Source organism: Hominilimicola fabiformis, from assembly GCF_020687385.1.
Lineage (GTDB): Bacteria > Bacillota > Clostridia > UBA1381 > UBA1381 > Hominilimicola > Hominilimicola fabiformis.
Map to the genome: position 1 here is coordinate 17,595 of NZ_JAJEQM010000003.1, position 26,794 is coordinate 44,388.

The window sequence follows — 26,794 nt, forward strand, 5'->3', positions numbered from 1 at the left end:
GGAGAATGTATATAAATGCCAAACAGTAAAGCGAGATTTATTATATTAAAAATAGTTATAGCTGTTATGTTTGCGGCGGTGATATGGAAGCTTTTTGATTTACAGGTATTAAAGGGCGAACAGTATTATGAAATCGCTAATGACAGAATGACTACCAATATAGTCGAAAAAGCGCCGCGAGGTGAAATTCTTGACAGATACGGAACAACTCTTGTATCCAACAAAGTCGGTTATTCTGTTGTTATGCAGAAAACCGATGTTAAAGACGAAGAATTTAACGATATTATAAAAAAACTTGTGGATATATTCTATTCGACTCAATGTGAATATTATGACGATTTACCAATTTCGTTCGCACCGTATCAGTTTAAGTTTGAGGACGAAAACGAGGACGGCTCCGTGGAGGACGAACGTGAAGCGTGGTTTAAGAATAATTCACATCTTGGCAAGGGTATAGAAGAAAATATGTCTGCCGACCAAATAATGCAGGCATACAAGGAGATATATAAAGTCAGTGACGTTTACAGCGAGGACGAGCAAAGACGTATCGTGGGTATCCGATACGCTGCGGAGGCAAGCGGTTTGTCGCAGACAACATTGTTTACAGTTGCGGACGATATATCCGTCGATGCGGTAACACAGATAAAGGAACGTCAGGACGAATTTAAAGGCATAGCCGTTATAAACGACTATATCCGTCAATATGACGCTCCCGGACTTGCAACGCATATTTTAGGTCGTACAGGTAAAATCAATGCCGAAGAATACGAGGCAAACAAAGATTTGGGTTACGGCTATAATGACATTATCGGTAAACAGGGCATTGAAAAATGGGGCGAACAGTATTTAAGAGGTATTGACGGCACTACAGGTACAACTAAGGAAGTAAACGGTAAAGAGATTACCGTTATGAACGATGCAGAGCCTGTTCCGGGCGATTATATCGTGCTTACATTGGATTCGGATTTGCAGAAAGTGGCGGAAAAATCGCTTGCAGATACAATACAAAATATTCGTGCGTCAAGCGGTGTGAAAGCAAAGGACGGTGCAGACTGTGACGCAGGTTCTGTTGCTGTCATTGACGTAAAGACAGGAGATTTGCTTGCAGGTGCATCGTATCCGACATACGATATGTCGAGGTTTAACGAGGATTATGAAACTTTGATTAATAATGACGCAAAGCCTATGTGGAACAGACTTGTAAGCGGACTTTACAGCCCGGGTTCGACATTTAAACCTTTGACGGCGATTGCGGCACTTGAAACGGGTAATTTGAATGTAAACGAAATTATCGAGGACGAGGGTATTTATAAATTCTATGCCGACTATCAGCCGACTTGCTGGATTTGGGGCGAATATAAATTGACTCACGGTAAGCAAAACGTCAGTGCGGCACTTGAAAATTCGTGTAACTATTTCTTCTATGAAGTCGGCAGACGTATGGGAATAGATAAACTTGACGAGTACGCAAAGAAGTTCGGTCTTGGTGAAAAGACGGGTATCGAGCTTGACGAAGAAGTGGCAGGTCATATGGCAAGCCCGGAATATAAAAAAGAGGTAGTTGCAAGTGCTACCGATCGGGAATGGTTTGGCGGTGACACTCTTCAAGCGGCAATCGGTCAGTCATACAGTTTGTTTACACCTATTCAGCTTGCAAATTATGCCGCAACAATCGCAAACGGCGGTACAAGATATAAAGTAAATCTTATAAAAAGCGTTCGTTCATCGGTTGACGGCGGTGTTGTAAAAGAATTTAATCCGGAAGTTGTCGAAAAAGTCGATATGGACGATGAAGTTATCAATGCCGTAAAACAAGGTATGAAACGAGTTGTTGACGAAGGTAGTGCGAGTGAAATTTTCGCGAATTACGGTATAGCGGTCGGCGGTAAAACAGGTACGGCACAGGTCGGAAACGGTTCAAATAACGCTGTGTTTATTGCTTTTGCACCGTTTGACGATCCGCAAATCGCGGTATCGGTTGTGCTTGAACACGGTGTTCGTGGTACAAATGCCGCGCAGGTAGCAAAAGATATTTTTGATAAATATTTCGATCTTGACAGTGCAGACACAACCGCAGAGCCTACAACCGCAACAGATGTGCAAGGCGGATTATTGAGATAGTTTATAATATGGGGAGGTTTGATTGAATTGGAAAAAGAGCTTATAAAGCTGAAAGGTACGGCTGACGGGGTAAAGATATATCTTGACAGTGAATGTGAATTTTCTAAGTTGATGAACTCCCTGTATGAAAAAATAAGACAGTTCAGAAAGTTTTTCGGCGGCGGACGTTGTAATATATACGTTGTCGGCAGGGAACTTTCAACGAGTGATAAAATGCGTCTTGACGCGGTTATTACGGCTATGTTGCCGGAATGTGAGATAAATTACGGTGAAAGAAAAGTGATAAAAGCCGAAGATTCGTTTGAAGAAACTCTTGAACTGCCTAAGGAACTTCTTCAGGAAAACACTGAAGAAATACATAATGAGAGTGAAGAAGTCCGTGAAATCGCTGAGGAAGAAACGGAGCTTGAGGAGATAAAGGAAGTCGTAACGACTAATTTTAAAAGCAGTCGTGCGAGGTTTTACGAAGGCGTTGTTAAAGCAGGCAAAACAGTTTTTGCGGACGGACACCTTACCCTTTTCGGTGACGTTGAAGAGGGTGGAATGATAACGGCGGTCGGTAACGTTATCGTTATCGGAAGTATAAAAGGCAGCGTTGAGGCAGGGTGTATGGGTAATGACAATGCCTATATATTTGCGCTTGACTTTAAGCCGACAGATGTAAGAATTTCAAAAACTCACTGCAATTTTGATGAATTTGATACGCCGAATACCGAAAATCCTAAAAAGGCATATTTAATAAATAATCAAATTTGTGTAGATGATTTTTTGGTAAAAATATAGACAAAGAGAAAAAAATGTGATATAATTACGCAGAAAAGAGTTTTGGGTAATTTTACTACGCATAAATTCATATTGAAAGGATAAGGAAAATGGGAAAAATCATCATAGTTGCATCCGGAAAAGGCGGTACGGGAAAGACAACTGTAACTGCAAATATAGGTGCGGCATTGGCTATGAGGGGTAATCTTGTTGCACTTGTCGATATGGATATGGGTTGTCGAAATCTGGATATTACACTCGGGCTTGAAAGCAGTATCGTTTACGATATATTTGACGTAATCGAAGAAAATTGTGACTTGGACGAGGCTTTGATTAAGGATACAAGATATGAAAACTTGTATTTTATACCCGCTCCGCAAACGCGTGACACTTCATCTGTCGAAGATGAGGCGGTAAAGGGGATATGGGAAAAACTTTCTTCAAGGTTTGATTATTGCCTTGTAGACGCTCCGGCAGGAATTGACGGCGGTTTTTTATATGCGGCTATGGGTGCGGACAGTGCCATATTGGTCACAATGCCAGAAGTTACGGCACTTCGTGACGGTGACAGAGCAATATCCGTACTTGAAGATATGGGTGTGGAAGATGTCAAGGTTGTCATTAATCGCGTAAGATCGGATATGATTGATAAGGGAATAATGATGAATATGGACGATTGCGTAGATATGTTGGGCGTACCTGTGCTTGGAATTGTTCCCGATGACGAGGAACTTATGGTTGCCGCTCTTAAAGGCACTTTGGCGGTTTCGGCTGAAAATTCAAGGGCAGGACAAGCATTTTTAAATATTGCCGCAAGACTTATGGGCGAAGAAGTGCCTATTATGGAATTTGATGAAAAGGAAAGCTTTTTTGATAAGGTTAAAAAGCTTTTCGGAAAATAGAGTGAATGAGGAGGTATTTTCGTGAACATCGCTTTAATAGCACATGATAAGAAAAAAGAATTAATGGTACAGTTTTGTATTGCTTACTCGGGTATTCTGTCAAAACATTCTCTGTATGCAACCGGCACAACAGGTAAGATGATTATTGAAAATACCGGTCTTAATGTATATAGATTTTTGTCAGGACCGCAGGGCGGCGATCAGCAAATCGGTGCGAGAATTGCATATAATGAAATTGACTTGGTGCTTTTCTTCCGTGATCCGCTTAACGCCGAAGGGTATGAGCCTGACGTATTTTCGCTTCTGAGACTTTGCGATATGCACAATATCCCGATTGCAACGAACTGTGCAACGGCAGAAGTGCTTATTCACGGTCTTGAACGCGGTGACCTTGATTGGCGTGATATTGTCAATCCAAAAAACTAAAAAAGCTGATATTGAAAAAAGGTGATTTTTGCAAATCACCTTTTTTTATACCAAAAATACACCGTTTAAAAGTTACATCAAAGTAACGTATTTTCGATATGTGAAAATAATACTCTGCTTTTGACTTTATGTCAAGTCTTTTTTTTACTTTAAAGGGAGCAAACTGTCTATAAAACGAAAAAAGATATAATTTAATGGAGTGTGCCGTATTTTAGCAAAATATATATGCAATAAAATGGCACTATGCCTATAAAAATTACTGTTTTACGGTTGAAATATTACTCGGAATATTGTATAATGATAGAATAGGCAGAGGTTTACAACATTTAGAAACCTAAGAGAGGAATTAAAGAATGAATAATAAAGTTTCCGTCGTAAAATGTGACAGATATTCCGAAGTGCAAAATGCCGTAGAAAATGCGGTGTCTTTAATCGGTGGAATTGGGAAGTTTGTGAAAAAGGGTGATAATGTTGTTATAAAGCCCAACCTTGTTTCCAAGAAAAAGCCTGAGGAGGCGGTTACGACAAATCCCGAATTTCTTCACGCGGTTATAGTGATGGTCGAAAAAGCCGGCGGAAACGTGACGATTGCCGAAAGTCCCGGCGGTCCGTATAACACTACGGCTTTAAAGGGCGTTTATTCAGTCTGCGGTGTGGATAAGGCTGTCGAGGGAACAAACGCAAAATTGAATTTTGATACAAGTTTTACGGAAGTGCATTTCCCTGAGGGAAAGACCGTAAAGAAAATTCCGATAATAAATCCGATTTTGAATGCAGATGTTATAATTTCACTGCCGAAACTGAAAACTCACGCAATGACGAGTTATACAGGTGCCGTTAAAAATCTTTTCGGCACAATTCCCGGAACATATAAAGCGGAACTGCATTTCAGATTGAATGAGAGAAAGTCATTCTGTTCAATGCTTGTGGATTTGCACGAATGTGTAAAACCGACATTGTCCATTATGGACGCTGTTTGGGGTATGGAGGGCAACGGTCCGACGGCAGGTCAGAACAGACATATAGGACTTGTTATGGCATCAGAAAATGCACACGCGCTTGACTTGGCGTCATGTTATTTGATTGATTATGCACCGAATGAAGTTGATACGGTGCGTGAGGCGATTGAACGCGGACTTGTGTGTGACAGTGCGGAAAAAATTGATATAGCGGGCGAAGATATTAAACCGCTTGTTATGAAGGATTATTTAAAGCCTGAAAGCCATTTTAATTTGATTAAATTGATTTCACTTCCGGACGCACTTAATGCACGACTTATAAATGCACTTGCGTCAAAGCCGGCAATGGATTACGATATATGCGTAGGTTGCGGAGAATGTGCAAGATGTTGTCCGCCGAAAGCGATTGATATGTCAACGGGTAAACCTGTTATTGACACGAAAAGGTGTATAAAATGTTTTTGCTGTCAAGAACTTTGCCCCAAAAAAGCGGTAAAGATAAAACGACCGCTGTTAAATAGATTTATGATTAAATTTCTAAAGTAAAGGATATGATTTTTTGTTTAATGTAGTTCTTGTTGAACCGAGAATACCGCAGAATACAGGCAACATTGCCCGTACTTGTGCGGCGACAGGGTGTAGACTTCATATTGTACGTCCGACGGCTTTTCAGATTACCGATAAAAATTTGAAAAGAGCGGGTTTGGATTATTGGCATTTGCTGAATGTATGCTATTACGATAATTTGGCGGACTTTTTTGAAAAAACAGAGGGTGCAAGATATTTTTATGCAACAACAAAAGCACCTCATACATATGTTGAGGCTGAATTTAAGGATAACGATTATATATTGTTCGGTCGTGAGGATGCAGGACTTCCCGAAGAACTTTTGTACGAACACGAAGAACGTTGTATAAGAATACCTATGATAGAAGAGGCGAGAAGTCTTAATCTTTCAAATTCCGTTGCGATTGTTGTATACGAGGCACTTCGTCAGCAAGGGTTTGATAATTTAAAGGATTTAGGACAGCTGACTCAATTCCATTGGTAATTAGACTTGATTAAATTGCCAACAGCACCATTTTTTGCTTAGGGCGGTAACCGTACAGCACCGTGAGCTGCAAAACGGCACTGTGAACAATTTTCTCTGCGTCTAAAGCTTTTAATCAAGAGAATAAAAAACAATTTTAAATTTTATTTATACCGAATTTATATGAGAGGAGCAAATATGGCAGATATAAAAATAATAGTGGATTCCGGTTCGGACATTCCGCAGGATATAGCCGACAAATATAATATAGGCGTTATATCATTTTTAAGTATTTTCGGCACTGAACAATATGTTCAGAGAACTGAAATAACAAATGAGCAATTTTTTGATAAACTCGAGGAGTACGACGGTATTCCGACTACTTCACAGACACCGTTCGGTGATATGCTTGACTACTTTAAACAGCAGTGTGAGGAGCATGAGAGCGTAATATATTTTGCACTTTCATCAGCCGCAAGCGGTCAGTACCAAACAGCAAATCTTGTTAAGAGTGAGATTGAAGAAGAAAATCCGAATGCGGATTTTCACATTGTCGATACGCAGAAGTTTTCTCTGTACATTGCACAAACCGCCGTTCATGCGGCGCAAATGGCTAAGGACGGCAAAAGCGTTGACGAGATTATAACGGAATGTGAAAAGTACATAAAAACATGGAGATGTTACCTTTTGGTTGATACGTTAAAATATCTTGAAAAAGGCGGCAGACTTTCAAAAGCAGCCGCATTTGTCGGCACAATGCTTGACATCAAGCCAATACTTACAATAGAACACGGACTTGTTGAAAGTTTAGACAAGCTGAGAGGTAAGAAAAAGCTGCTTGATAAATTGATTGCAAAAATTCAAGATGATTCTGATTTTGACGCGGAAAATCCTAAGTTCTTAATCGTTCAGTCGGACGAGGATAAGGGACAGGAGGTTTGTGAAAAACTTCGCGATGAATACGGCGAAGATTGTATAGAAATGTATGGTGAATTCGGTCCGCTTATCGGTACTCACGTCGGACGTGGGGCAATAGCAATATTGGTGAAAATCGTGACTGAATAAACTTTAAACATAAAGATAAAATGAAAGGAAGATAAAAAATGAAGTATGTAGTAATACTTGGCGACGGTATGGCAGATTATCCCGTTGACGCATTTGACGGTAAAACAATTTTAGAGGTGGCTGATAAGCCTACAATCGACTATATGGCACAGCATGGCGAGATGGGTATGGTTAAGACTGTTCAAGACGGTATGAAACCGGGCAGTGACGTAGCCAATCTATCTGTTATGGGTTATGATACAAAGAAATGTTACAGCGGTCGTTCACCGCTTGAGGCGGCGTCAATCGGCGTTCCGCTAAAGGATAATGACGTTACATTCAGATGTAACCTTGTAACTCTTTCTGACGAAGAAAATTACGAGGATAAGACAATGCTTGATTATAGTGCAGGCGAAATCACAACAGAAGAGGCTGCTGAGCTTATCAAGGCTGTCGCAAAAGAGCTTGATACTGATATGATTAAGTTCTATCCGGGTATCAGCTACCGTCATCTTACAGTTTGGGAGGGCGGTTCGACTAATGTTGAATTAACACCTCCTCACGACATTTCAGACAAGAAGATAACAGACCATCTTCCAAAGGGTGACGGTGCGGATACACTTCTTGAAATGATGAAAAAAAGTGAAAAGATTTTAAGAGAACATCCTGTAAACAAAAAGCGTGTTGCAGAGGGCAAAAATCCTGCAACATCAATATGGGTATGGGGCGAGGGTACAAAACCTCAGCTTGATAACTTTGAAGAAAAGTTCGGTCTAAAGGGCAGTGTTATTTCCGCTGTTGACCTTATCAAAGGTATTGCAAAATGTGCCGGAATGAATTCGATTGACGTTGAAGGTGCAACAGGTAACTGTGACACAAACTGGGAAGGTAAGGCACAAGCCGCACTTGACGCAATTTTAAACGGCAGTGACTTCGTTTATGTTCACATGGAAGCTCCTGACGAAATGGGACACCAAGGTGCACCTGAAAAGAAGAAATTTGCGGTTGAAACGATAGATAAAAAGGTTGTCAAGTTCCTAAAGGACGAGCTTGAAAAGAGAGGCATTGATTACAGAATGATGATTCTTCCTGACCATCCGACTCCGATTAAGCTAAAGACGCACGTTTCGGACCCTGTTCCGTACATCATCTATGACAGCACCAACGAAACGGATAAAAATGCTAATCTTACATATACTGAAGAAAACGGTAAAAAGACAGGTATTTATATCGAAGAAGGATATACTTTGATGAATAGATTCCTTGAAAAATAATGATACATTCTCGTGATTTACGAAGGGAATGATTTTATGAAACTGAAAAAAAATTGGGTGAAAATTGTACTGTTTGTATTGGGGGTTGTGATATTGGCTGTGGCGGCATATATATGTCTGCCTAAAATATTGCAGCTGTTAGGTTTTCTTGTTAAGTTGTTTTTGCCGTTTTTGCTCGGCTATCTGTTCTCAATGGCGGTAAATCCGCTTGCGGATACATTGCAGAAACGGCTGAAAATACCGCGAGGACTGTCGGCGGTGCTTGTAATAGTACTGATAGTCGGAATTTTTGGTGGTGTTCTCACATTTGCAATATGGAAAATTGTTGATGAAGGACGAATGTTATATACGCAGTTTCCGACTATTTACGAAAACATTCAAAACAGTACAAAGGCACTGGGCGAAAAATGGTCTGTTGTGTATATGAATTTGCCGAGCAACATTCAACAGGCGATTACTTCGGCAGGTGAAACTATTTCAAGCAAAGCCGCTGAATTTATCAATATGAAGTCAACGCCTATGGTTGATTATGCGGGCAATTTTGCAAAGGCTTTGCCGAGCGTGTTTATAGGTATAGTCGTTTTTATCTTGTCATCGTATTTTATGGTTTCGGAAAACAAAACCGTTATGTCGACTGTGCAGGGCGTGTTCAGTCCTAAATTTGTGGACAGGCTGAATCTTATAAAGACGGAATTGAAAAAGTATCTCGGCGGTTATATTAAAGTGCAGGGAATACTTATGTGTATCGCGTTTGCGATTATGTTTATCGGACTGAGTATACTTGATATTGAGTATGCACTTCTTATTGCGTTAGGTATTGCGTTCTTGGACGCATTGCCATTCTTCGGCAGCGGTCTTGTTTTGTGGCCGTGGTCGCTTATTTCGTTTTTGAACGGCAATATTAAACTCGGAGTTGGTCTGATTGTTATATATGCCGCAGTTGCGCTTATGCGACATTTTACCGAACCGAAACTTGTAAGCTCAAGAATAGGTATGAATCCGATATTGACGCTTATGTCTATGTATATCGGTTACAGAACGCTTAGTATCGGCGGTATGATTTTAGGCCCGATAATACTTATGCTGATAATCAGTTTTTATAAAGCGGGTGTGTTTGACGCACCGATAAGACTTTTAAAGAGAATAGGCAGATTTATAAAAGAACAGTGCCTATTGTTCAAAGATTTTGTTATTAATTTAATGGGGAGTGACTGGAATGAGTAAAGAAAAGTTTTATATTACTACTGCCATTGCGTACACTTCAAAGAAACCTCATATAGGTAATACATATGAGATAGTTCTTACGGACGCAATAGCACGTTTTAACAGATTTATAGGAAAGGATGTATTTTTCCTTACAGGTACTGACGAACACGGTCAGAAGATACAGGAAATCGCTGAAAATGAGGGTATAACACCGAAACAGCACGTTGATAAGATTGCGGGACAAATTAAGGATATTGCCGATATGCTTAATATCAGCTATGATAAATTTATCCGTACAACCGACGATTATCACGTTAAGGCTGTTCAGCAGATTTTTAAAAAGCTTTATGATCAAGGTGATATTTATAAGAGTGAATATGAAGGTTGGTACTGTACACCTTGTGAATCATTCTGGACTGAAACACAGCTTGTAGACGGTAAGTGTCCTGATTGCGGCAGAGAAGTTAAAAAGGCTAAGGAAGAGGCCTATTTCTTCAAGATGAGCAAGTATCAGGACAAGCTTATGGAATACATCGAGTCACACCCTGAATTTATTCAACCTGAATCACGTAAGAATGAGATGGTTAATAACTTCCTAAAGCCGGGATTGCAGGATTTGTGCGTGTCAAGAACAAGCTTTACATGGGGTATTCCTGTTGAGTTTGACCCTGGACATATTGTGTACGTGTGGATTGACGCACTTTCAAACTATATTACGGCCCTTGGTTATACACCGGAAGAAAAGGGCGAATTGTATAATAAGTATTGGCCTGCCGATGTGCATATTATCGGTAAGGATATTCTTCGTTTCCATACAATTTATTGGCCGATTATGCTTATGGCATTGGGCGAGCCACTTCCGAAACAGGTGTTCGGACACCCTTGGATGCTTGTCGGTGATGAAAAGATGAGTAAGTCAAGAGGTAACGTAATTTATGCGGAGGACCTTGTAAAGCATTTCGGTGTTGACGCGGTAAGATATTATTCACTTCACGAAATGCCTTTCGCACAAGACGGTACAATCACTTATGAAGTGTTTATCAGCCGATTTAACAGTGACCTTGCAAATACACTTGGCAATCTTGTAAACAGAACTGTTGCAATGATTAATAAGTATTTTGACGGTGAAATTCAGAGCGGTGACGTACACGGTGATTTTGATGATGATTTGAAAGCTGTTGCAACAGGTGCGATTGATAAGATTATTAAGAAGATGAATACACTTCACGTTGCGGATAGTATGGATGAAATCTGGAAAGTTGTTGACAGAGCGAATAAGTATATTGACGAAACAACTCCATGGGTGCTTGCAAAGAATGAAGACGATAAGCCAAGATTGGGTACAGTGCTTTATAATCTTGTTGAAACAATCAGAATTATTGCGGCATTGTTAAGCTCGTATATGCCTGAAACATCAAAGAAAATCGCCGAACAAATCGGTGCAGATGATTTGAGCTTTGAAAGTACAAAGACATTCGGTGAAACAAAGGCGGGTACAAAAGTAGGAGAGGCTGTTCCGCTGTTCCAAAGAATTGACGCAGAAAAGAAACTTGCCGAACTTGAAGAAGAATTCGGTCAGCCGGAAGAAGAAAAGATTGAAATTGCACCGTATAAAGATTATATCGAGTTTGAAGAATTTGAAAAACTTGATATTCGTGTCGGTAAGGTACTTGAATGCGAAAAAGTGCCAAAGTCATCAAAACTTCTTAGATTTACTTTGCAAGTCGGAAGTGAAACAAGACAAATTCTTTCCGGTATAGCAAAGTTCCATAAGCCTGAAGAATTAATCGGTAAAAATGTGTTGTTTGTTGCAAACTTGAAACCGAGAAAGATGATGGGACTTGAATCTTGCGGTATGATTTTGTCAGCCGAATTTGAAGATAAGCTTACTGTTTTGACTACTCTTAATGATATTCAAAGCGGTGCTGAAATCGTATAATTGATAAGGTAAAAGCCGTCAAAGTATTACTTTGACGGCTTTTTGTGTTGCGTTTGATGTTTCGTAGTGGCGACCATTAGTCGCCATTAAATGTGCCACCCATCAGTCGACTGCGTCGCTAGCTCCCCTCTATGGTAGCCAAACAAGCCTCTCCTTGAGGAGAGGTGTCACGAAGTGACGGAGTGGTGGCAAGAAAAGCATAAAAAATACCGGTGTTGTAGTGGCGACCAGTGGTTGTCCTTAAAATAAACAGATAGTACCACCCCTCAGTCGACTGCGTCGCCAGCTCCCCTCTATGGGAGCTAAATAAGTCTCTCCTTGAGGAGAGGTGTCACGGCGTGACGGAGTGGTTGAGTGGTGGCAAAAATGCAACAAAAAAGACTTCACTTTCGTGAAGTCTTTTTAAATACAAATATGTCAAATTAGTTATTGATAAGCTTATCATCTTCGCTGTTCCAGCTATAAAGCTTACGGATTTCTTCACCGACTTGTTCAAGTTGATGTTCTCCTGCAATCTTTCTCATAGCCTTGAAGTGAACTTGACGGCCTGCAGGTGACATATCAAGTAGGAATTCCTTAGCGAATGAACCGTCTTGAATATCAGAAAGAACTTTCTTCATAGCCTTCTTTGTTTCAGCAGTAACAATCTTAGGACCTGTTACATAGTCACCGTATTCAGCAGTATTAGAAATTGAGTATCTCATACCCTTGAAACCGCTTTGGTAAATAAGGTCAACGATAAGTTTCATTTCGTGGATACACTCAAAGTAAGCGTTTCTTGGGTCATAACCTGCTTCAACAAGTGTTTCAAAACCTGCTTGCATAAGAGCTGTAACACCGCCGCAAAGAACTGCCTGTTCACCGAATAGGTCTGTTTCTGTTTCTGTTCTGAATGTTGTTTCAAGAACACCGGCTCTTGCACCACCGATACCCAAAGCGTAAGCAAGTGCTAAATCCTGTGCCTTACCTGTTGCGTCTTGTTCAACAGCGATTAGACAAGGAACACCCTTACCTTCAAGATATTCTGAACGTACTGTGTGACCAGGACCCTTAGGAGCGATCATTGTAACGTCAACGTCTGCAGGAGGAACGATTGTTCCGAAGTGAATGTTGAAACCGTGAGCAAACATAAGCATATTGCCCGGTTCAAGATTTGGTTCGATTTCGTTCTTGTACAAGTCAGCTTGCTTTTCATCGTTGATAAGAATCATGATGATGTCAGCCTTCTTTGCAGCCTCTGCTGATGTATATACTTTCAAGCCTTGCTTTTCAGCCTTGCTCCATGACTTACTACCTTCATAAAGACCGATGATTACATCGCAGCCAGAGTCCTTTAGGTTTAGTGCGTGAGCGTGACCTTGTGAACCGTAGCCGATAATTGCGATAGTCTTGCCCTTTAGTAGTCCAAGATTACAATCGCTTTCATAAAATACTTTTGCTTCATGGTCTAATGTTTTTGCCATTTTGATTACCTCTTTCTTAAATATGTATTATAAATAATAATTATTTATCTAGTTTTAATGTGTTTGCCCCGCGTTCAAGAGCAGTCATACCGGTACGGGCGATTTCTTCAATTCCGTACGGCTCTACAAGGTCGATAAATGCGTTAAGCTTTGTATTATGACCTGTCAATTCGATAGTCAAAGTGTTAGGTGAAATATCAACTATCTTTGCTCTGAATACGTTTGTAATTTCGATAACTTCACTTCTTGTCTTAGGTGTAACCTTAACTTTTACAAGTGAAAGTCCTCTCTTTACGATTTCGCTGTCACGAAGTGTCTTAATTTTGATAACTTCCATAATCTTTGAAAGCTGTTTTGACACTTGTTCGACAATTTGTGCATCGCCGTTCACTTCAATAGTGATACGAGATACTTGCGGGTCTTGGGTAGTACCCACTGAAAGTGAATGAATGTTAAATCCACGTCTTGAAAACAAGCCTACAACTCTTGAAAGTACACCCGGATTGTTTTCGACAAGGACTGATAATGTATATCTTTCCATATTACTTATCCTCCTTTTTCGGAAGAGTAGCCTCATTAAGAGCATCACCGGTAGGTTCAAAAGGATTTACGTTTACGATAAGAAGATATGAACCGTCATGTGCCATCATCTTATCTATCGCCTCTGAAACCTCACTGTTTTCGTTAGCTATGCCGCTCTCAAAGCCGTATGCCTTTGCAAGCATTGCAAAATCAGGTTTTCCTTCTATTTCAACAGCCTGATAATTTGATTTATAAAGAAGATACTGATGTTCGTGTACCATACCAAGACGGTGGTTTTGGAACAATACCATTTTAACGGGAATATCCCATTGAGCCATAGTACCCATTTCCGGTAAATCCATTTGGAAACTGCCGTCACCCATTACCGCGATAACAGGCTTTGAGCCGTTTGCGGCAACAGACGCACCGATTGCTGCAGGAAGTCCGTAACCCATTGTACCGAATCCGCCTGAAGTCAAAAGTGAACGTGGTGTTTTAAAGTTGAAGTTATTGGCACACCAAATCTGGTTTTGACCGACTTCGGTTGAAAGGTATACATCTGAATTTGTCTTTTCCGAAAGTACGTTTAAGAAATACTTCGGATTTACAAATCCGTTATCCTCACATACCGGTTTATGTGTAAATCTTTGACGTAGTTCGTCAGCTTCGTCAATCCACTCTTTGCTTGTCTTGTAACCTGAAATTTGCGATGTAAGCTGTTCAAGAACATCTTTAATATCACCAACAACAGGAATATAAGGCTGAGTGTTTTTGCCGATTTCGGCAGGGTCAAGGTCGATATGTATAAGCTTGTTGCCTTCCTCAAGTCCTTTGACATTTGCCACAGTTCTGTCACCAAGTCTTGAACCCATTACGATTACAAGGTCTGCACGATTGAAAAGAAGATTAGCTCTCTTAACACCGTGTGAACCGATCATACCGTAGTATCTCGGATTGTCCGACGGAAGAATACCTATACCCATCATTGTTGAAACAACAGGAATATCTGTTTCTTTTACAAATTTTCTGAATTCATTTGTAGCATCGGATATAACGACACCGCCACCGGCAAGTATAACCGGCTTTTTAGCACCTTTGATTGCCTCGGCAACCTTCTTAACCTGTGATTCGTTAGCTTTGCCCATTAACTTGTAGCCACGGATATTAACGTCCTCATCTTCGTCTGGATAATCAAATTCCTTTTTTAGAAGATCCATAGGAAAGTCGATAAGTACAGGACCCGGACGGCCTGTGTTTGCAATATGAAATGCCTCATTTACAACACGCGGAATGTCAAGTCCGTCTTTTATAAGGTAGCTGTGCTTTGTAAAAGGCAACGTAGCACCTGTAATGTCAACTTCTTGGAAAGCGTCTTTACCGATTAGCTTTGTAGCAACCTGACCTGTAAGTGCAACCATCGGAATAGAATCCATATATGCGGTTGCGATACCTGTTATAAGGTTTGTAGCACCCGGACCTGAAGTTGCGGTACAGACACCTGCCTGTTTCGTAACTCTTGCGTAGCCGGAAGCCATATGAGCCGCACCCTGCTCATTACGAGTAAGGATATGCTTTATGGAAGAAAAGGACAGCTTATCTATAATAGGACAGTTAGCTGCACCCGGATAACCGAATACAACCTTAACGCCGTTCTTTTCAAGTGTTTTAACAACCATTTCAGCACCGGTCATTCTCAAAAAAATTCCCCCTTTGAAATTTAATGTAATAAATATTGGCACACCGATTTTCTGTGCCGAAAAAAAACCACCATATTTGATTTGTCTTGTGGAAAATCGAATTTTCTAAAAGCTAATGCTTTTTTGAAAAGATGGTGCTGTTTTGTCCGTCATTTTATGGCGGAATATGTACAAATATATTATCGTACTACTTTTATTTTATCAGCGAATAAGCTAATTGTCAACTGTTTTTATACAGAATTGTTACTGTTAGATACTTATATTTATGTTAAAACAAATTTTTTGTATATTATTGAATTTTGATATTAAAATATTCATTATCAGTCGAATTTTATCAAAAAAATCACTCATAATTTTTATATTATGAGTGATAAAAAAATTCAGATTTTAAACAAAACCGTTGCAGTTTTGTCGACAGGCTCAATTATAATTTTATGTTTTCTTCTGCCGATAAAATATCTTTTAAATATTCTTTTGTGTTTCTGCCAACCATAATTTCAAACTTGCCTTTTTCAACGATATATTCCAAATCTCTCGTCACGATTGCAAGGTCTTTTATGTTTAATTTTAGGTTTACCGTTACTGTTTCGCCTGCTTTTATAAATACCTTTTCAAAACCTTTTAATTGTTTTGTCGGTGTGAGGACGGAGCTTATGACGTCGTTGACGAACATAAGTACGGTTTCTTTGCCGTCCATATTGCCTTTGTTTGTAACATCAACCGATACGGTTATTTCTTCTTCATTTTTTATTGTGTTTTGGGATAAGCGTAGGTTTGAATATTCAAATTCGGAGTAGGAAAGACCGTCACCGAATTCGTATACATAGCCTTTTTCCAAATCAACATACTGACCGCCGTGCCAACCCTCGTATTGATTGTAGTAGCAAGGTGTTTGGGCACTGTGACGCGGGAAAGAAATTGTCAATTTACCGCTCGGATTAAATTTACCGCCAATCATTTCCGCAACCGCCAAACCGGCAAATTCACCGCCGTTAAAGTCCTCGATAATTGCATTGCAGTTTTCTTTTAGGTACGATATGCAAAGCGGTTTGCAGTTTACAAGTACGGCTATTACGGGCTTTTTCGTGTCAATCAGACGTTTGACAAGTTCTGTTTGATAACCCGATAATTCAAGGTCGGCTCTGTCGCGATACTCGCCGTTTTGAGCAAGACAGTCGCCGATTACACATACAACCACGTCAGCCTTTTCGGCAATTTTTACCGCGTCATTAATATAATTTTCTTCACCTAAAATGTCACAGCCTTTGCTGTATAAAATATTCTCTTTTCCGAATACTTCCTCCATACCGCGACGTATCGTGTAATAGTCGCCCATAGGTGTAACGTTTTCTTTCGGAACAGGGTGTGAAAAATATGTCCAGTCGCCGTAAATCGCTCTTATGTCGTCCGCATTAGGACCTATAACGGCGATGGTTTTGTTTCCTTTTAGTGGCAGTGTACCGTCATTTTTAAGTAAAACCGCACTTTCCTGTGCAAGTTTGTGATTAAGTTTTTTGTGTTCATTGCAGTTTATGACGCTTCTGTCAACTGTCTTTTTACCGTCAAAAAGACCTATTCTGAATTTTGCTCTAAGTATTCTTCTTACCGCATCATCAATATATTTTATGTCAATTTCGTTGTTCTCTATAAGTTCTGACACGCAATCGTAAAATTCGTGCGTATTCATACTCATATCGTTGCCTGCCTCAATCGACAGCTTGGACGCGTCTTTTAAATTTTCGGCTATGAATTGCCTGGTGACAAGATTTAAGACATTTTCGTAATCGCTCACAACAAATCCGTCAAAACCGATTTCGTCTTTAAGAATTTCTCTTACCATATGCGGATTGGCGTTAAGCGGAACGGAGTCAACAGTGCCGTAAGCGGTCATAACCGAGCCGCAACCGATTTTTGCGGCTTTTTCAAACGGCGGTAGGAATACTTCTCTGATTTTTCTTTCACTGACTTCACTGTCGTATGCGTCACGTCCGCCTGTTGCCTCACCGTATGCAATGTAATGCTTTGCACACGCAATAATCAAATTATCTTCTTCGTATCCCTCAATTATGGCTTTGCCGAGTTCGCCTATAACATAACTGTCCTCACCAAATGTTTCGTTTACGCGTCCCCACCTTAAATCTCTTGCGATACATAAAACGGGGGAGAATGTCCAGTCAAGACCGTCTGCCGCAACTTCTTTGGCAGTAGCCTTGCCCATATCGTGTATTAACTTGCGATTGAAACTTGACGACATTGCAAGCTGTGACGGAAACACTGTCGCACCGTTTAAAAGACAGTGACCGTGAATTGCGTCAATGCCGAATATCGGCGGTATGCCGAGACGTGTCTTTTCTGCGCGTTCTTTTATATCGTCTGCCTCATCACCCAAAACGTGCAGGAATGAGCCGATACCGAGATTTTTGTACTTTTCGTAATCTTCTTTGCTCAACGTGTTGTAGCTGACTTGCAACATTTGACCGACCTTTTCTTCGTTTGTCATTTTAGAGAGTAAATCGTCAATTCTTTCTTCGATATTCAAAGATTTATCCTTATATTTTTGCATAATTTCACCGCCGTTTCTGTTAGATATTTTTAGTATAAACACTAAAGTTATGTTTGTCAATGTTTACTTTTTTTGAGTGATGTGGTATAATGAATTTTACTTGATTTGAAAGGATTGATAAAATGATAGCATCATTAAAAAGAGCGATTGTACATATACTTGACGCAAATTCGGGTGTGAGTGTGTACTCGGAAGAAGAACTTGATGTTACAGACGCAAGTATAAACAGTTTTATTACAAAGCATATAGAAAAAGTTTTTGAGGACGCAAGTATGCGAAATGCCGAATTTTCGGAAAACAGCGGTTTTAAATATCATTTGGCAGAGTATATAAAGGACGAAAATTATTTTATTACAATGTCGAAATTTATTGCACAACGCGTTTATGAGGGGGTTACTCAATCGGATAAGCCCGATTCGTCCGACCTTATAGTTTGCGATTGTATGATTAATGAACGTCCGTTGCTTGCGGTTTTGAAGTGTGAAAATAAAATAGGGTATACACACCAAGTTTTGCAGGACGACGGTAAAGTGAAAAATCAGATTATAAACCATTATGCGATTTTGCCGACTACTTCACAAAAAATTGCGGAATGTGCGTTTATATTTGAAGATGATTTTTCAATTAAATATCTCGGCAAAAAACGCAAAATCGACGGTGAAACAACCGACCTTATCGCAGATGTATTGCTTGAATGTATTTATGATATTTCTTCAAGAGAATCGGTAAATGCAGTATGTAAAATTGCGAAAAAGGTTACGGAAGAAAACGGCGGCGATACAATCGAAACACTTTCAAAAATGAAAGAATACATCACCGAAAATATTGAGGAGGGCGAAACGGAATTTATTGATACCGAACAGGTTGCCGATAAAATTTTTGACGGTAAACCGGGTATGAAAAGTGAGTTTATCGACAAAATTGAGAAAGCAAACGTACCTCAAAAGGTTGAAGTGAACAGCTATGTTACAAAGAAATTGGCGTCAAACGTGAAAATTGTAACGGATATCGGTGTTGAAGTTATTTTCCCGGCTGAATATTATCAAAATAATGAGTATATCGAATTTATAAATAACGATGACGGAACTATTTCAATTCAGATTAATAATATCGGGGAAGTAATTAATAAGTAAATACCTTACTTCGTATGGGACGGCACCCACGACGTCCTAAATGCGAACATTCGTAGGGGCGATCATTGGTCGCCTAAGTGGTTTGTTAGTAGGTGACGGCGTCCCACGACATCCCGCAAAAGCCACCACTCTTCGTGCCACCTCTCCTCAAGGAGAGGCAAAAAAAGACTCCCCTTGAGGGGAGCTGTCAACGAAGTTGACTGAGGGGTGGCACAATACTGAAAATTAAAAAAGGGCGACCAATGATCGCCCCTACACACTGTATTCGCAGCGGACGAACCATAGCCGTCCGTTATTTTTATATACAAAAATCAGGTGAATTGATTGTAATACTTTCGTTTACCAAATCTTCAAGAGTAATGCTGTCAACATATTTATTGATAACATCATAAAGCCCTTTCCAAAGCTTTATTGTCGGACACACAGAAACTCGCGGACAAGTATTTTCTTCATCTTCAAGACACGATACAGGTGAAAGTGTTCCCTCCGTTGTACGCAAAATATCTCCGATTGTGTATTCTGACGGTGCTTTTGTGAGTCGGTAACCCCCTTGGGCACCACGCACACTCTTTAAGTATCCCACACGGGTAAGGATACTCACAATTTGTTCAAGATATTTTATTGATATATTTTGACGTTCTGCAACATCACGCATAGAAACGTTTTTATCCATACCGTGAATTGCAACGTCAAGCATAAGCCTTACGGCGTATCTGCCTTTAGTTGAAATTTTCAATGTTATTCCTCCTTAACCAAATCTTTAATTATTTCTCCGGCTATAATCAATCCCGCAACTGACGGTACAAACGCAATACTTCCCGGAACAGGTCTTTCGCCGTCCGGTGACGGAATTTTGATAGCCTCTTCTTTTGAATAAACTACCTTTAATTTTTTTATACCTCTTGCCTTAAGCTCGCGGCGCATAACGCGCGCCAAAGGACATACGGACGTTTTGTAAATGTCCGAAACTTCAAAAAGTGTCGGATCAAGCTTGTTTCCCGCACCCATAGAGCTGATAATTTTTACTCCGGCTTTTTCGGCACGAAGTATTATTTCAATTTTACCTTTTACGGTGTCTATTGCGTCAACAACGTAATCATATTTTGAAAAATCAAACATATCTGCCGTATCGGGCAAGAAGAATGTTTCAAACGCGTTTATTTTTACATTTGGATTTATATCCAATGCACGATTTTTTATAACTTCGACTTTAGGTTGTCCGACAGTACTGTGAAGTGCGATTATCTGTCGGTTTATGTTTGAAAGCGAAACGGTGTCTTTGTCTATAACGTCTATTTCGCCTACACCGCTCCTAACGAGTGCCTCGACAACAAAACCGCCTACACCGCCTACACCGAAAACCGCAACGTGTGCATTTTTCAGTTTCTGTATGGCATCTTTTCCTAAAAGAAGTTCCGTTCGTTCAAATTGATTTTCCATACCGTAATTTTATACTCCTATTTTCCTATTTGTTCACTATGAATTGATTATAACATTCTTTTTGCTTTTTGTCAATTCAAATCTGTCATTATTGCAAAAAAATAAAGCAGATAAATCGACATTTGATTTATCTGCTTAGATTAATTTGTCGCCGGACTCTCAATTTTTATTAATTTCCGAAAAATTCGTTTGCGTAAGTTACCGAAGAAAGTGCGTCTTTGCAGTATTTGTCCGCACCTATCATATCGGCATATTCCTGTGTAAGCACCGCACCTCCGACCCATACTTTTGTATCAAGTCCTGCCGCACGAATTGCTTTGATTGTATCTTCCATACTTACTACTGTTGTAGTCATAAGTGCGGAAAGTCCGCATATGTGAATGTCGTTTTCTTTTAATGTTTCGACAATAAGTTCGGGCGGTACGTCCTTGCCTAAATCATAAACATCATAACCGTAGTTCTCCAAAAGCACCTTTACGATGTTTTTGCCGATGTCGTGAATATCGCCTTTAACCGTTGCAACCAAGATTTTACCTTTGCTTTCCTGTGCTTCGCCGCTTTGGTCAATGTGAGCCTTGATTGCGTCAAATGAATTTTTGACGGTTTCTGCACTCATCATAAGCTGAGGTAGGAACATTGTACCTTTTTCAAACTCACGACCGACAACGTTAAGTGCTTCAACAAGTATGTTGTTGATAATGTCCATCGGATCGGTAGTTTCAAGCTGACGAACTGTTTCGTCAAACGACTGGTCTTTAAGACCTTTTATGATTATATCGAAAAGCGGATTGACATTTTCAGCTTTTTCTTCCGCCTGATTTTCTTTTGTTACGGTTGTCTGTGACTTTGTACCCGCATATTTGCTTACATATTCCTGACAATCCGCGTCATAGCACGAAAGTGCCATAAATGCACGATAGGTGTTAATCATTGAATCGGCACACGGGTTGATAATACAGGCGTCAAGACCGTTGTTAAGTGCCAATGCGAAGAATGTTCCGTTGACTATTTCTCGGCGCGGAAGTCCGAATGATATGTTAGATACGCCAAGCGTTGTACAAATACCAAGCCGGTCCTTTATCATTTTCAATGCTTTGATTGTTTCGGCAGACTCTTTTTGCTGTGCCGAAATTGTAAGAGTAAGTGCGTCCATTACAAGGTTTTTCGGCTTTATGCCGTATTCTGACGCTCTGTCACGGATTTTTTTTGCAATTTCAAATCTTTGTTCGGCAGTAGGAGGGATACCTTCCTCGTCAAGACAAAGTCCGACAAGTACACCGCCGTATTTTTGTACTATCGGCATAATTGCTTTTATGCTTTCTTCCTTGCCGTTTACGGAGTTTACCATAGGTTTACCGTTGTAAATACGCAATGCACGTTCGGTTGTTACAGGGTCGGAGCTGTCTATCTGTAAAGGAAGATTTACAGCGGCACTGATAGCCTTAACTGCTTTTTCCATTGTCGAACATTCGTCAATTTCAGGCAGTCCGACGTTTACGTCAAGTATGTGCGCACCTGCGTCACGTTGTGCAAATGCTTCGTTTAGAATATAGTCTATGTCGCCGTTTCTAAGTGCTTCTTTAAACTTTTTCTTACCTGTCGGATTGATACGTTCGCCGACAATTACAGGACCTTTTCCGAGTACAACCGTTTTTGAATATGACGCAACGACAGTGATGTTTTTTTCTTCGACTATCGGTTTGTAGTTTTTGCATTTTTCAACAAGACTTCTTATATGGTCAGGTGTTGTACCGCAACAACCGCCGAGAACAGACGCACCAAGCTTTGCCATATGTTCACATTCGTCTGCAAATTGTTTCGGTAATACATTGTAAACTGTTTTGCCGTTTTCGATTTGCGGCAAACCTGCGTTTGGCTGTGCCATTATAGGAATTGAAGAAATTTCGGCAAGGTCAGTCATCATTTCACCGATTTGAGCAGGACCAAGACCGCAGTTTATACCGACACAATCAACACCAAGTCCTTCCATAATCGCCGACATAACCTTGACGTCACCGCCCGTAAGCGTTTTATAGCTTTCGTCAAACGTCATTGTACAGAAAATAGGGAGTGAAGTGTTTTCCTTTACTGCAAGTACGGCGGCTTTTGCCTCAAGAGTGTCAGACATTGTTTCTATTATAACAAGGTCGGCACCGCATTTTTCGGCAGTTTTTGCGATTTTCGCAAATGCGTCATAGCAATCATCAAAAGAAAGGTCGCCCAAAGGCTCTAACAATTTACCGCAAGGACCGATGTCGAATGCAACAAATCGCGGATTTTCCTCTGATTGAAAACTGTTTACCGCCTTTCTTGCAATGCCTATTGCGGCGGCGATAATCATATCAAGGCTTTCGCCGATTTCTTCTGATTTTAACGGGTTTGCACCGAAGGTATTTGTGGTTATGATATTTGCGCCCGCTTCAAGATATTCGGTATGTATTTTTTCTATTAAAGCGGCATTTGTAAGGTTTAAAAGTTCGGGAATTTCACCCGCACCCATACCGTTTTTTTGCAGCATTGAACCCATACCGCCGTCAAAAAACAGCATTCTCTTGCCGAGTAATTCTCTTACGTTCATTATTTATATCCTTTCGTAAAAATTTCGTATAAAAAGGGTATTGCATTTTGCAATACCCTCAGATTGTCGACAAATTGTCCGGAACGTGCAAAATATTATTTATATATTTAAAAATTTAATTTATAGCTATAATAAATAACAGGCAAACCTATCTTCGATATACGGCTTGCCTGTGCACTTTTTGTGAAAATAAACTCTAACGTAACCACGTACGCAGACGAGTTCATTTTCACAAAATCCGAACTAATTTCTTGACGTCTGTCAGCGTGTAAAAAAACCGTAGGGTTTGTTTAGATTATTTGTTCTTACCACAGCAGTTCTTGTATTTCTTACCGCTGCCGCATGGGCAAGGGTCGTTTCTGCCGGGTTCTTTCTTTGCACGTTTAGGTGTGTTTCCGAGAGAACCGTCACCGCCTGTATCAAGCGGTTTAGCGACTTGCTCACGTTCAATCTTAACTCTCGGCATAGCTGAAAGTACGTATCTTACAGTATCTTTCTTTATGCTGTCAAGCATATTTTCGTAAAGCTCACTGCCGACATTTCTGTATTCAAGAACAGGGTCATGCTGACCGTATGCTCTAAGACCGATTTCACGTTTAACGTGTTCCATTTCGTCAAGATGATCCATCCAAAGAGTATCGACAACTCTAAGCATAAGCACTCTTTCAAGCTCACGCATATTCTCGCCGAATACTTCTTCTTGTGATTCGTAACGCTTGTTGCCAAGCTCCATAAGCATATCCTTAACGTCTGCTTTTGTGATAGTTTCCATATCTTCCTCAGGGATTTTAAATTCACCTTGAGCATTTAGATATTGATTTGCAAATTCTGTGATTGCACGAATGTTCCAATCTTCAGGAATTTCTGAAATTCCGATATAATCGTCAAGTGCACTGTCGATTGCAGATTCCATCATATTCTTGATAGTACCGCTTATATCCTCACCGTCAAGTACCATTTGACGCTGTGCATATATAATCTTACGCTGTTCGTTCATAACTTCGTCGTATTGAAGAACGTGCTTACGAGAATCAAAGTTTCTGCTTTCAAGATTTTTTTGTGCATTTTCGATTGCATTTGTAAGCATTTTTGCTTGAATAGGCTCGTCCTCTTCAAGACCGAGTGCGTCAACCATAGACTTAACCTTGTCACTGCCGAAAATTCTCATAAGATCATCATCAAGTGAAAGGAAGAATTGAGATACACCGGGGTCACCCTGACGACCTGCACGACCTCTAAGCTGATTGTCGATACGTCTTGATTCGTGACGTTCAGTACCTATAATATACAAACCGCCAAGCTCGCGAACTTCGTCTTGTTCCGGCTTGATTTGTGCTTTGAATTTGTCGTTAAGTTCGGTAAATACTTTTCTTGCATTGATAATATCTTCATCATCTGTATCACCGAAACCTGTTGCCTCTGCGATAAGCTCATCTGTAAATCCTTGACGTGCCATTTCATGTTTAGCCATATATTCTGCATTACCGCCAAGGTTAATGTCAGTACCACGACCCGCCATGTTTGTTGCGATTGTTACAGCACCTTTTTTACCTGCCTGTGCAACGATTTCAGCCTCTTTTGCGTGATACTTCGCATTTAGGACTTCGTGTTTAATTCCTGCACGCTTTAGAAGTGCCGAAAGTATTTCCGACTTGTCTACGTTTACGGTACCTACAAGTACAGGCTGTCCCTTTGCGTTACATTCTTGAATTTGCTTGATAACCGCCATAAACTTGCCTTTTTCTGTTTTGAATACAACGTCATGTAAATCCTTACGGATTACCGGCTTATTTGTAGGAACGGCAACAACGTCAAGCTTATATATATGTTGAAATTCTTCTTCTTCAGTAAGAGCTGTACCTGTCATACCAGAAAGCTTGTTGTAAAGACGGAAGAAGTTTTGGAATGTGATTGTTGCAAGAGTCTTTGACTCGTTTTCAATTTTAACGCCTTCCTTTGCTTCGATAGCTTGGTGCAAACCGTCACTGTAACGTCTGCCCGGCATGATACGTCCTGTAAATTCATCAACAATCATAACCTCGCCGTCTTGAACAACGTACTGTTGGTCACGGTGCATAACACCGTTAGCCTGCAAGGCTTGGTTGATGTGGTGTTGAAGTTTCATATTTTCAGGGTCGGAAAGGTTTTCGATACCGAAACCTTGTTCAGCTTTTTTAATACCCTGTTCGGTAAGCATAGCTGTTTTTGCTTTTTCGTCAACGATATAATCTGCGTCTACATCTTCGTCAAGCTGTTTGTCGTCGTGTTCTGTAACGACAACCTTTTTAAGACGTTTAACGAACATATCGGCAACTCTGTAAAGGTCATTTGCGTCCTCGCCCATACCGGAAATGATAAGCGGAGTTCTCGCCTCATCTATAAGAATTGAGTCAACTTCATCGACTACTGCATAATTATGACCGCGCTGTACCATTTCTTCTTTATGAACAACCATGTTGTCACGAAGATAGTCGAAACCAAGTTCGTTATTTGTACCGTAAGTAATGTCAGCGGCATATGCCTCACGTCTTTCACCGTTGTCAAGTTCGTGAATAATAAGTCCGACACTCATACCAAGATAACGGTAAACTTTTCCCATCCACTCACTGTCACGCTTAGCAAGATAATCGTTTACGGTGACAATATGTACACCGTCACCGGTTAAAGCGTTCAAATATGCAGGAAGTGTAGAAACAAGAGTTTTACCTTCACCTGTTTTCATTTCTGCGATACGTCCCTGATGAAGAATAATACCACCGATAACCTGTACATAGAAGTGTTTCATTCCAAGTACACGCCAGCTTGCCTCACGCATTACCGCAAATGCCTCAGGAAGAAGATCATCAAGTGTTTCGCCGTTTTTAAGTCTTTCCTTAAACTCAGGTGTCTTGGCTTTTAATTCTGCATCTGAAAGTTTTGCCATATCGTCCTCAAGTGCCATAACTTTGTCTGCGATAGGACGTATTCTCTTTAGTTCTCTGTCAGAATATGTGCCGAATATTTTGTCGAATATACTCATTTATTTTTCTCCTCATAAATAATATCGGTCTGTGTAATCCCAAAGAATGGAATTATCGCATTATTAACGTATATTATATCACAAAAACGTAAGGATTACTACTGTTTTTTATTAATTTTTTGTAAAATTTATTTTGCACTAAAAAAGGTGCCGATATGCCGGCACCTTTAAGTACAGTAGATTTTAGCAGCAATCGTTTTTGTGATTGTCACAGCAAGGGTCGCAGCATGGATCGCAACAGCAACAGCAGTTGTTATTGCTTCCGCCGAAAATATTACCGTCACAGCAAAGTATAACAAGTGCCACTATTACCACAATCCATATCCAACTGTCTGAATTGTTATTACATCCTCCGCCGAAAAACATAGTAAAAACCTCCTTTAATTTGTTTATGATTTATACTATGCCAAAGCGTTGTTTTTGGTTACGCATTTCGGACTTCCGATTCGGTAAAGACATAATTGCCGTTTCCGTCACGGGTGATGTAAAGGATTATGTTCGGTCTTGCAATACGTCTTATGACCGTTACCCAACCGTTTGCGGTCATTTCGATAGGAGTGTAAACCGCGTTCGGATAGTGAGTTTCAACGTAGTTTGCAACGCGTTCGTGCTGTTCTTTGAAGCGTGGTTTGTTGAATAAACCTTTGCCTGTTATTGCACTGTATATGCCTGCCGCGGCGGCAGTGCCTATTAAAAATAATGTTCTCTTTTTCACG

General features: G+C 40.3%; 21 protein-coding genes. 11 read left to right on the top strand and 10 right to left on the bottom strand.

Annotated features, from left to right (window positions below):
• Positions 1-15: 15 nt before the first annotated feature.
• The 10 genes from LKE05_RS02860 to metG all read left to right on the top strand — a co-directional run bounded on the left by LKE05_RS02860 (position 16) and on the right by metG (position 11,663).
• Entirely contained in the window at positions 16-2,121 is a 2,106-nt protein-coding gene (locus LKE05_RS02860) for a penicillin-binding transpeptidase domain-containing protein (protein ID WP_308455868.1), read from the top strand.
• An 18-nt stretch (positions 2,122-2,139) separates the two neighbouring features.
• Positions 2,140-2,904, top strand: coding sequence for a septum site-determining protein MinC (locus LKE05_RS02865; RefSeq protein WP_308455869.1), 765 nt, complete (start codon positions 2,140-2,142; stop codon positions 2,902-2,904).
• A gap of 89 nt (positions 2,905-2,993) precedes the next feature.
• Positions 2,994-3,785, top strand: coding sequence for a septum site-determining protein MinD (gene minD, locus LKE05_RS02870; RefSeq protein WP_308455870.1), 792 nt, complete (start codon positions 2,994-2,996; stop codon positions 3,783-3,785).
• 21 nt (positions 3,786-3,806) lie between these two features.
• A complete protein-coding gene (locus LKE05_RS02875) occupies positions 3,807-4,211 on the top strand; it encodes a methylglyoxal synthase (RefSeq protein WP_022230941.1) in 405 nt (134 codons plus the stop codon).
• A gap of 353 nt (positions 4,212-4,564) precedes the next feature.
• Positions 4,565-5,716, top strand: a complete 1,152-nt coding sequence (locus LKE05_RS02880; RefSeq protein ID WP_308455871.1) for a DUF362 domain-containing protein — start codon at positions 4,565-4,567, stop codon at positions 5,714-5,716.
• Between the two features lie 13 nt (positions 5,717-5,729).
• Entirely contained in the window at positions 5,730-6,221 is a 492-nt protein-coding gene (locus LKE05_RS02885) for a tRNA (cytidine(34)-2'-O)-methyltransferase (protein WP_022230943.1), read from the top strand.
• 177 nt (positions 6,222-6,398) lie between these two features.
• Entirely contained in the window at positions 6,399-7,265 is an 867-nt protein-coding gene (locus LKE05_RS02890) for a DegV family protein (protein WP_308455872.1), read from the top strand.
• A gap of 38 nt (positions 7,266-7,303) precedes the next feature.
• Complete coding sequence (locus LKE05_RS02895; protein ID WP_308455873.1) at positions 7,304-8,518, top strand: cofactor-independent phosphoglycerate mutase; 1,215 nt, start codon at positions 7,304-7,306, stop codon at positions 8,516-8,518.
• A 36-nt stretch (positions 8,519-8,554) separates the two neighbouring features.
• A complete protein-coding gene (ytvI, locus tag LKE05_RS02900; RefSeq protein WP_308455874.1) occupies positions 8,555-9,742 on the top strand; it encodes a sporulation integral membrane protein YtvI in 1,188 nt (395 codons plus the stop codon).
• Positions 9,735-11,663 carry a methionine--tRNA ligase gene (gene metG / locus LKE05_RS02905; protein ID WP_308455875.1) on the top strand — a complete coding sequence of 643 codons (1,929 nt, stop codon included), beginning with the start codon at positions 9,735-9,737 and terminating at the stop codon, positions 11,661-11,663. The genes ytvI and metG overlap by 8 nt, the downstream gene beginning before the upstream one ends.
• A 422-nt stretch (positions 11,664-12,085) precedes the next feature.
• Here metG and ilvC read toward each other — a convergent pair whose 3' ends face one another.
• From ilvC to LKE05_RS02925, 4 genes are all read right to left on the bottom strand, one after another.
• Positions 12,086-13,126 (bottom strand): ketol-acid reductoisomerase, encoded by a 1,041-nt coding sequence (gene ilvC, locus LKE05_RS02910; protein WP_022230948.1) that lies wholly within the window; start codon positions 13,124-13,126, stop codon positions 12,086-12,088.
• Between the two features lie 40 nt (positions 13,127-13,166).
• On the bottom strand, positions 13,167-13,667 hold the full coding sequence (gene ilvN / locus LKE05_RS02915; protein WP_022230949.1) for an acetolactate synthase small subunit: 501 nt from the start codon (positions 13,665-13,667) through the stop codon (positions 13,167-13,169).
• A gap of 1 nt (position 13,668) precedes the next feature.
• A complete protein-coding gene (gene ilvB / locus LKE05_RS02920; RefSeq protein WP_308456001.1) occupies positions 13,669-15,339 on the bottom strand; it encodes a biosynthetic-type acetolactate synthase large subunit in 1,671 nt (556 codons plus the stop codon).
• A gap of 430 nt (positions 15,340-15,769) precedes the next feature.
• Positions 15,770-17,908: a glycoside hydrolase family 3 N-terminal domain-containing protein gene (locus LKE05_RS02925; RefSeq protein WP_308455876.1), complete on the bottom strand. Its 2,139-nt coding sequence runs from the start codon at positions 17,906-17,908 to the stop codon at positions 15,770-15,772.
• A gap of 122 nt (positions 17,909-18,030) precedes the next feature.
• Here LKE05_RS02925 and LKE05_RS02930 point away from each other — a divergent pair, with 122 nt between their 5' ends.
• Positions 18,031-19,041 carry a nucleoid-associated protein gene (locus LKE05_RS02930; RefSeq protein ID WP_022230952.1) on the top strand — a complete coding sequence of 337 codons (1,011 nt, stop codon included), beginning with the start codon at positions 18,031-18,033 and terminating at the stop codon, positions 19,039-19,041.
• Between the two features lie 298 nt (positions 19,042-19,339).
• Here the strand turns inward: LKE05_RS02930 and LKE05_RS02935 are convergent, their stop codons facing one another.
• The 6 genes from LKE05_RS02935 to LKE05_RS02960 all read right to left on the bottom strand — a co-directional run bounded on the left by LKE05_RS02935 (position 19,340) and on the right by LKE05_RS02960 (position 26,793).
• A complete protein-coding gene (locus LKE05_RS02935) occupies positions 19,340-19,777 on the bottom strand; it encodes an RrF2 family transcriptional regulator (RefSeq protein ID WP_022230953.1) in 438 nt (145 codons plus the stop codon).
• Between the two features lie 2 nt (positions 19,778-19,779).
• Positions 19,780-20,481, bottom strand: coding sequence for a tRNA threonylcarbamoyladenosine dehydratase (locus LKE05_RS02940; protein WP_308455877.1), 702 nt, complete (start codon positions 20,479-20,481; stop codon positions 19,780-19,782).
• 169 nt (positions 20,482-20,650) lie between these two features.
• Positions 20,651-23,059 (bottom strand): homocysteine S-methyltransferase family protein, encoded by a 2,409-nt coding sequence (locus LKE05_RS02945; protein WP_308455878.1) that lies wholly within the window; start codon positions 23,057-23,059, stop codon positions 20,651-20,653.
• Between the two features lie 295 nt (positions 23,060-23,354).
• Entirely contained in the window at positions 23,355-26,078 is a 2,724-nt protein-coding gene (secA, locus tag LKE05_RS02950) for a preprotein translocase subunit SecA (RefSeq protein WP_022230956.1), read from the bottom strand.
• Positions 26,079-26,261: 183 nt separating this feature from the next.
• Positions 26,262-26,444: a hypothetical protein gene (locus LKE05_RS02955; protein ID WP_022230957.1), complete on the bottom strand. Its 183-nt coding sequence runs from the start codon at positions 26,442-26,444 to the stop codon at positions 26,262-26,264.
• A 58-nt stretch (positions 26,445-26,502) separates the two neighbouring features.
• Positions 26,503-26,793 carry a hypothetical protein gene (locus tag LKE05_RS02960; RefSeq protein ID WP_022230958.1) on the bottom strand — a complete coding sequence of 97 codons (291 nt, stop codon included), beginning with the start codon at positions 26,791-26,793 and terminating at the stop codon, positions 26,503-26,505.
• Position 26,794: the final 1 nt, after the last annotated feature.

Coding starts and splice junctions, on each gene's coding strand:
- ytvI (WP_308455874.1), top strand. CDS start 8,555: ATGAAACTGAAAAAAAATTGGGTGAAAATTGTACTGTTTGTATTGGGG.
- secA (WP_022230956.1), bottom strand. CDS start 26,078: ATGAGTATATTCGACAAAATATTCGGCACATATTCTGACAGAGAACTA.
- LKE05_RS02940 (WP_308455877.1), bottom strand. CDS start 20,481: ATGGAAAATCAATTTGAACGAACGGAACTTCTTTTAGGAAAAGATGCC.
- metG (WP_308455875.1), top strand. CDS start 9,735: ATGAGTAAAGAAAAGTTTTATATTACTACTGCCATTGCGTACACTTCA.
- ilvN (WP_022230949.1), bottom strand. CDS start 13,667: ATGGAAAGATATACATTATCAGTCCTTGTCGAAAACAATCCGGGTGTA.
- ilvC (WP_022230948.1), bottom strand. CDS start 13,126: ATGGCAAAAACATTAGACCATGAAGCAAAAGTATTTTATGAAAGCGAT.
- LKE05_RS02945 (WP_308455878.1), bottom strand. CDS start 23,059: ATGAACGTAAGAGAATTACTCGGCAAGAGAATGCTGTTTTTTGACGGC.
- ilvB (WP_308456001.1), bottom strand. CDS start 15,339: ATGACCGGTGCTGAAATGGTTGTTAAAACACTTGAAAAGAACGGCGTT.
- LKE05_RS02860 (WP_308455868.1), top strand. CDS start 16: ATGCCAAACAGTAAAGCGAGATTTATTATATTAAAAATAGTTATAGCT.
- LKE05_RS02955 (WP_022230957.1), bottom strand. CDS start 26,444: ATGTTTTTCGGCGGAGGATGTAATAACAATTCAGACAGTTGGATATGG.
- LKE05_RS02925 (WP_308455876.1), bottom strand. CDS start 17,908: ATGCAAAAATATAAGGATAAATCTTTGAATATCGAAGAAAGAATTGAC.
- LKE05_RS02895 (WP_308455873.1), top strand. CDS start 7,304: ATGAAGTATGTAGTAATACTTGGCGACGGTATGGCAGATTATCCCGTT.
- LKE05_RS02890 (WP_308455872.1), top strand. CDS start 6,399: ATGGCAGATATAAAAATAATAGTGGATTCCGGTTCGGACATTCCGCAG.
- LKE05_RS02880 (WP_308455871.1), top strand. CDS start 4,565: ATGAATAATAAAGTTTCCGTCGTAAAATGTGACAGATATTCCGAAGTG.
- minD (WP_308455870.1), top strand. CDS start 2,994: ATGGGAAAAATCATCATAGTTGCATCCGGAAAAGGCGGTACGGGAAAG.
- LKE05_RS02930 (WP_022230952.1), top strand. CDS start 18,031: ATGATAGCATCATTAAAAAGAGCGATTGTACATATACTTGACGCAAAT.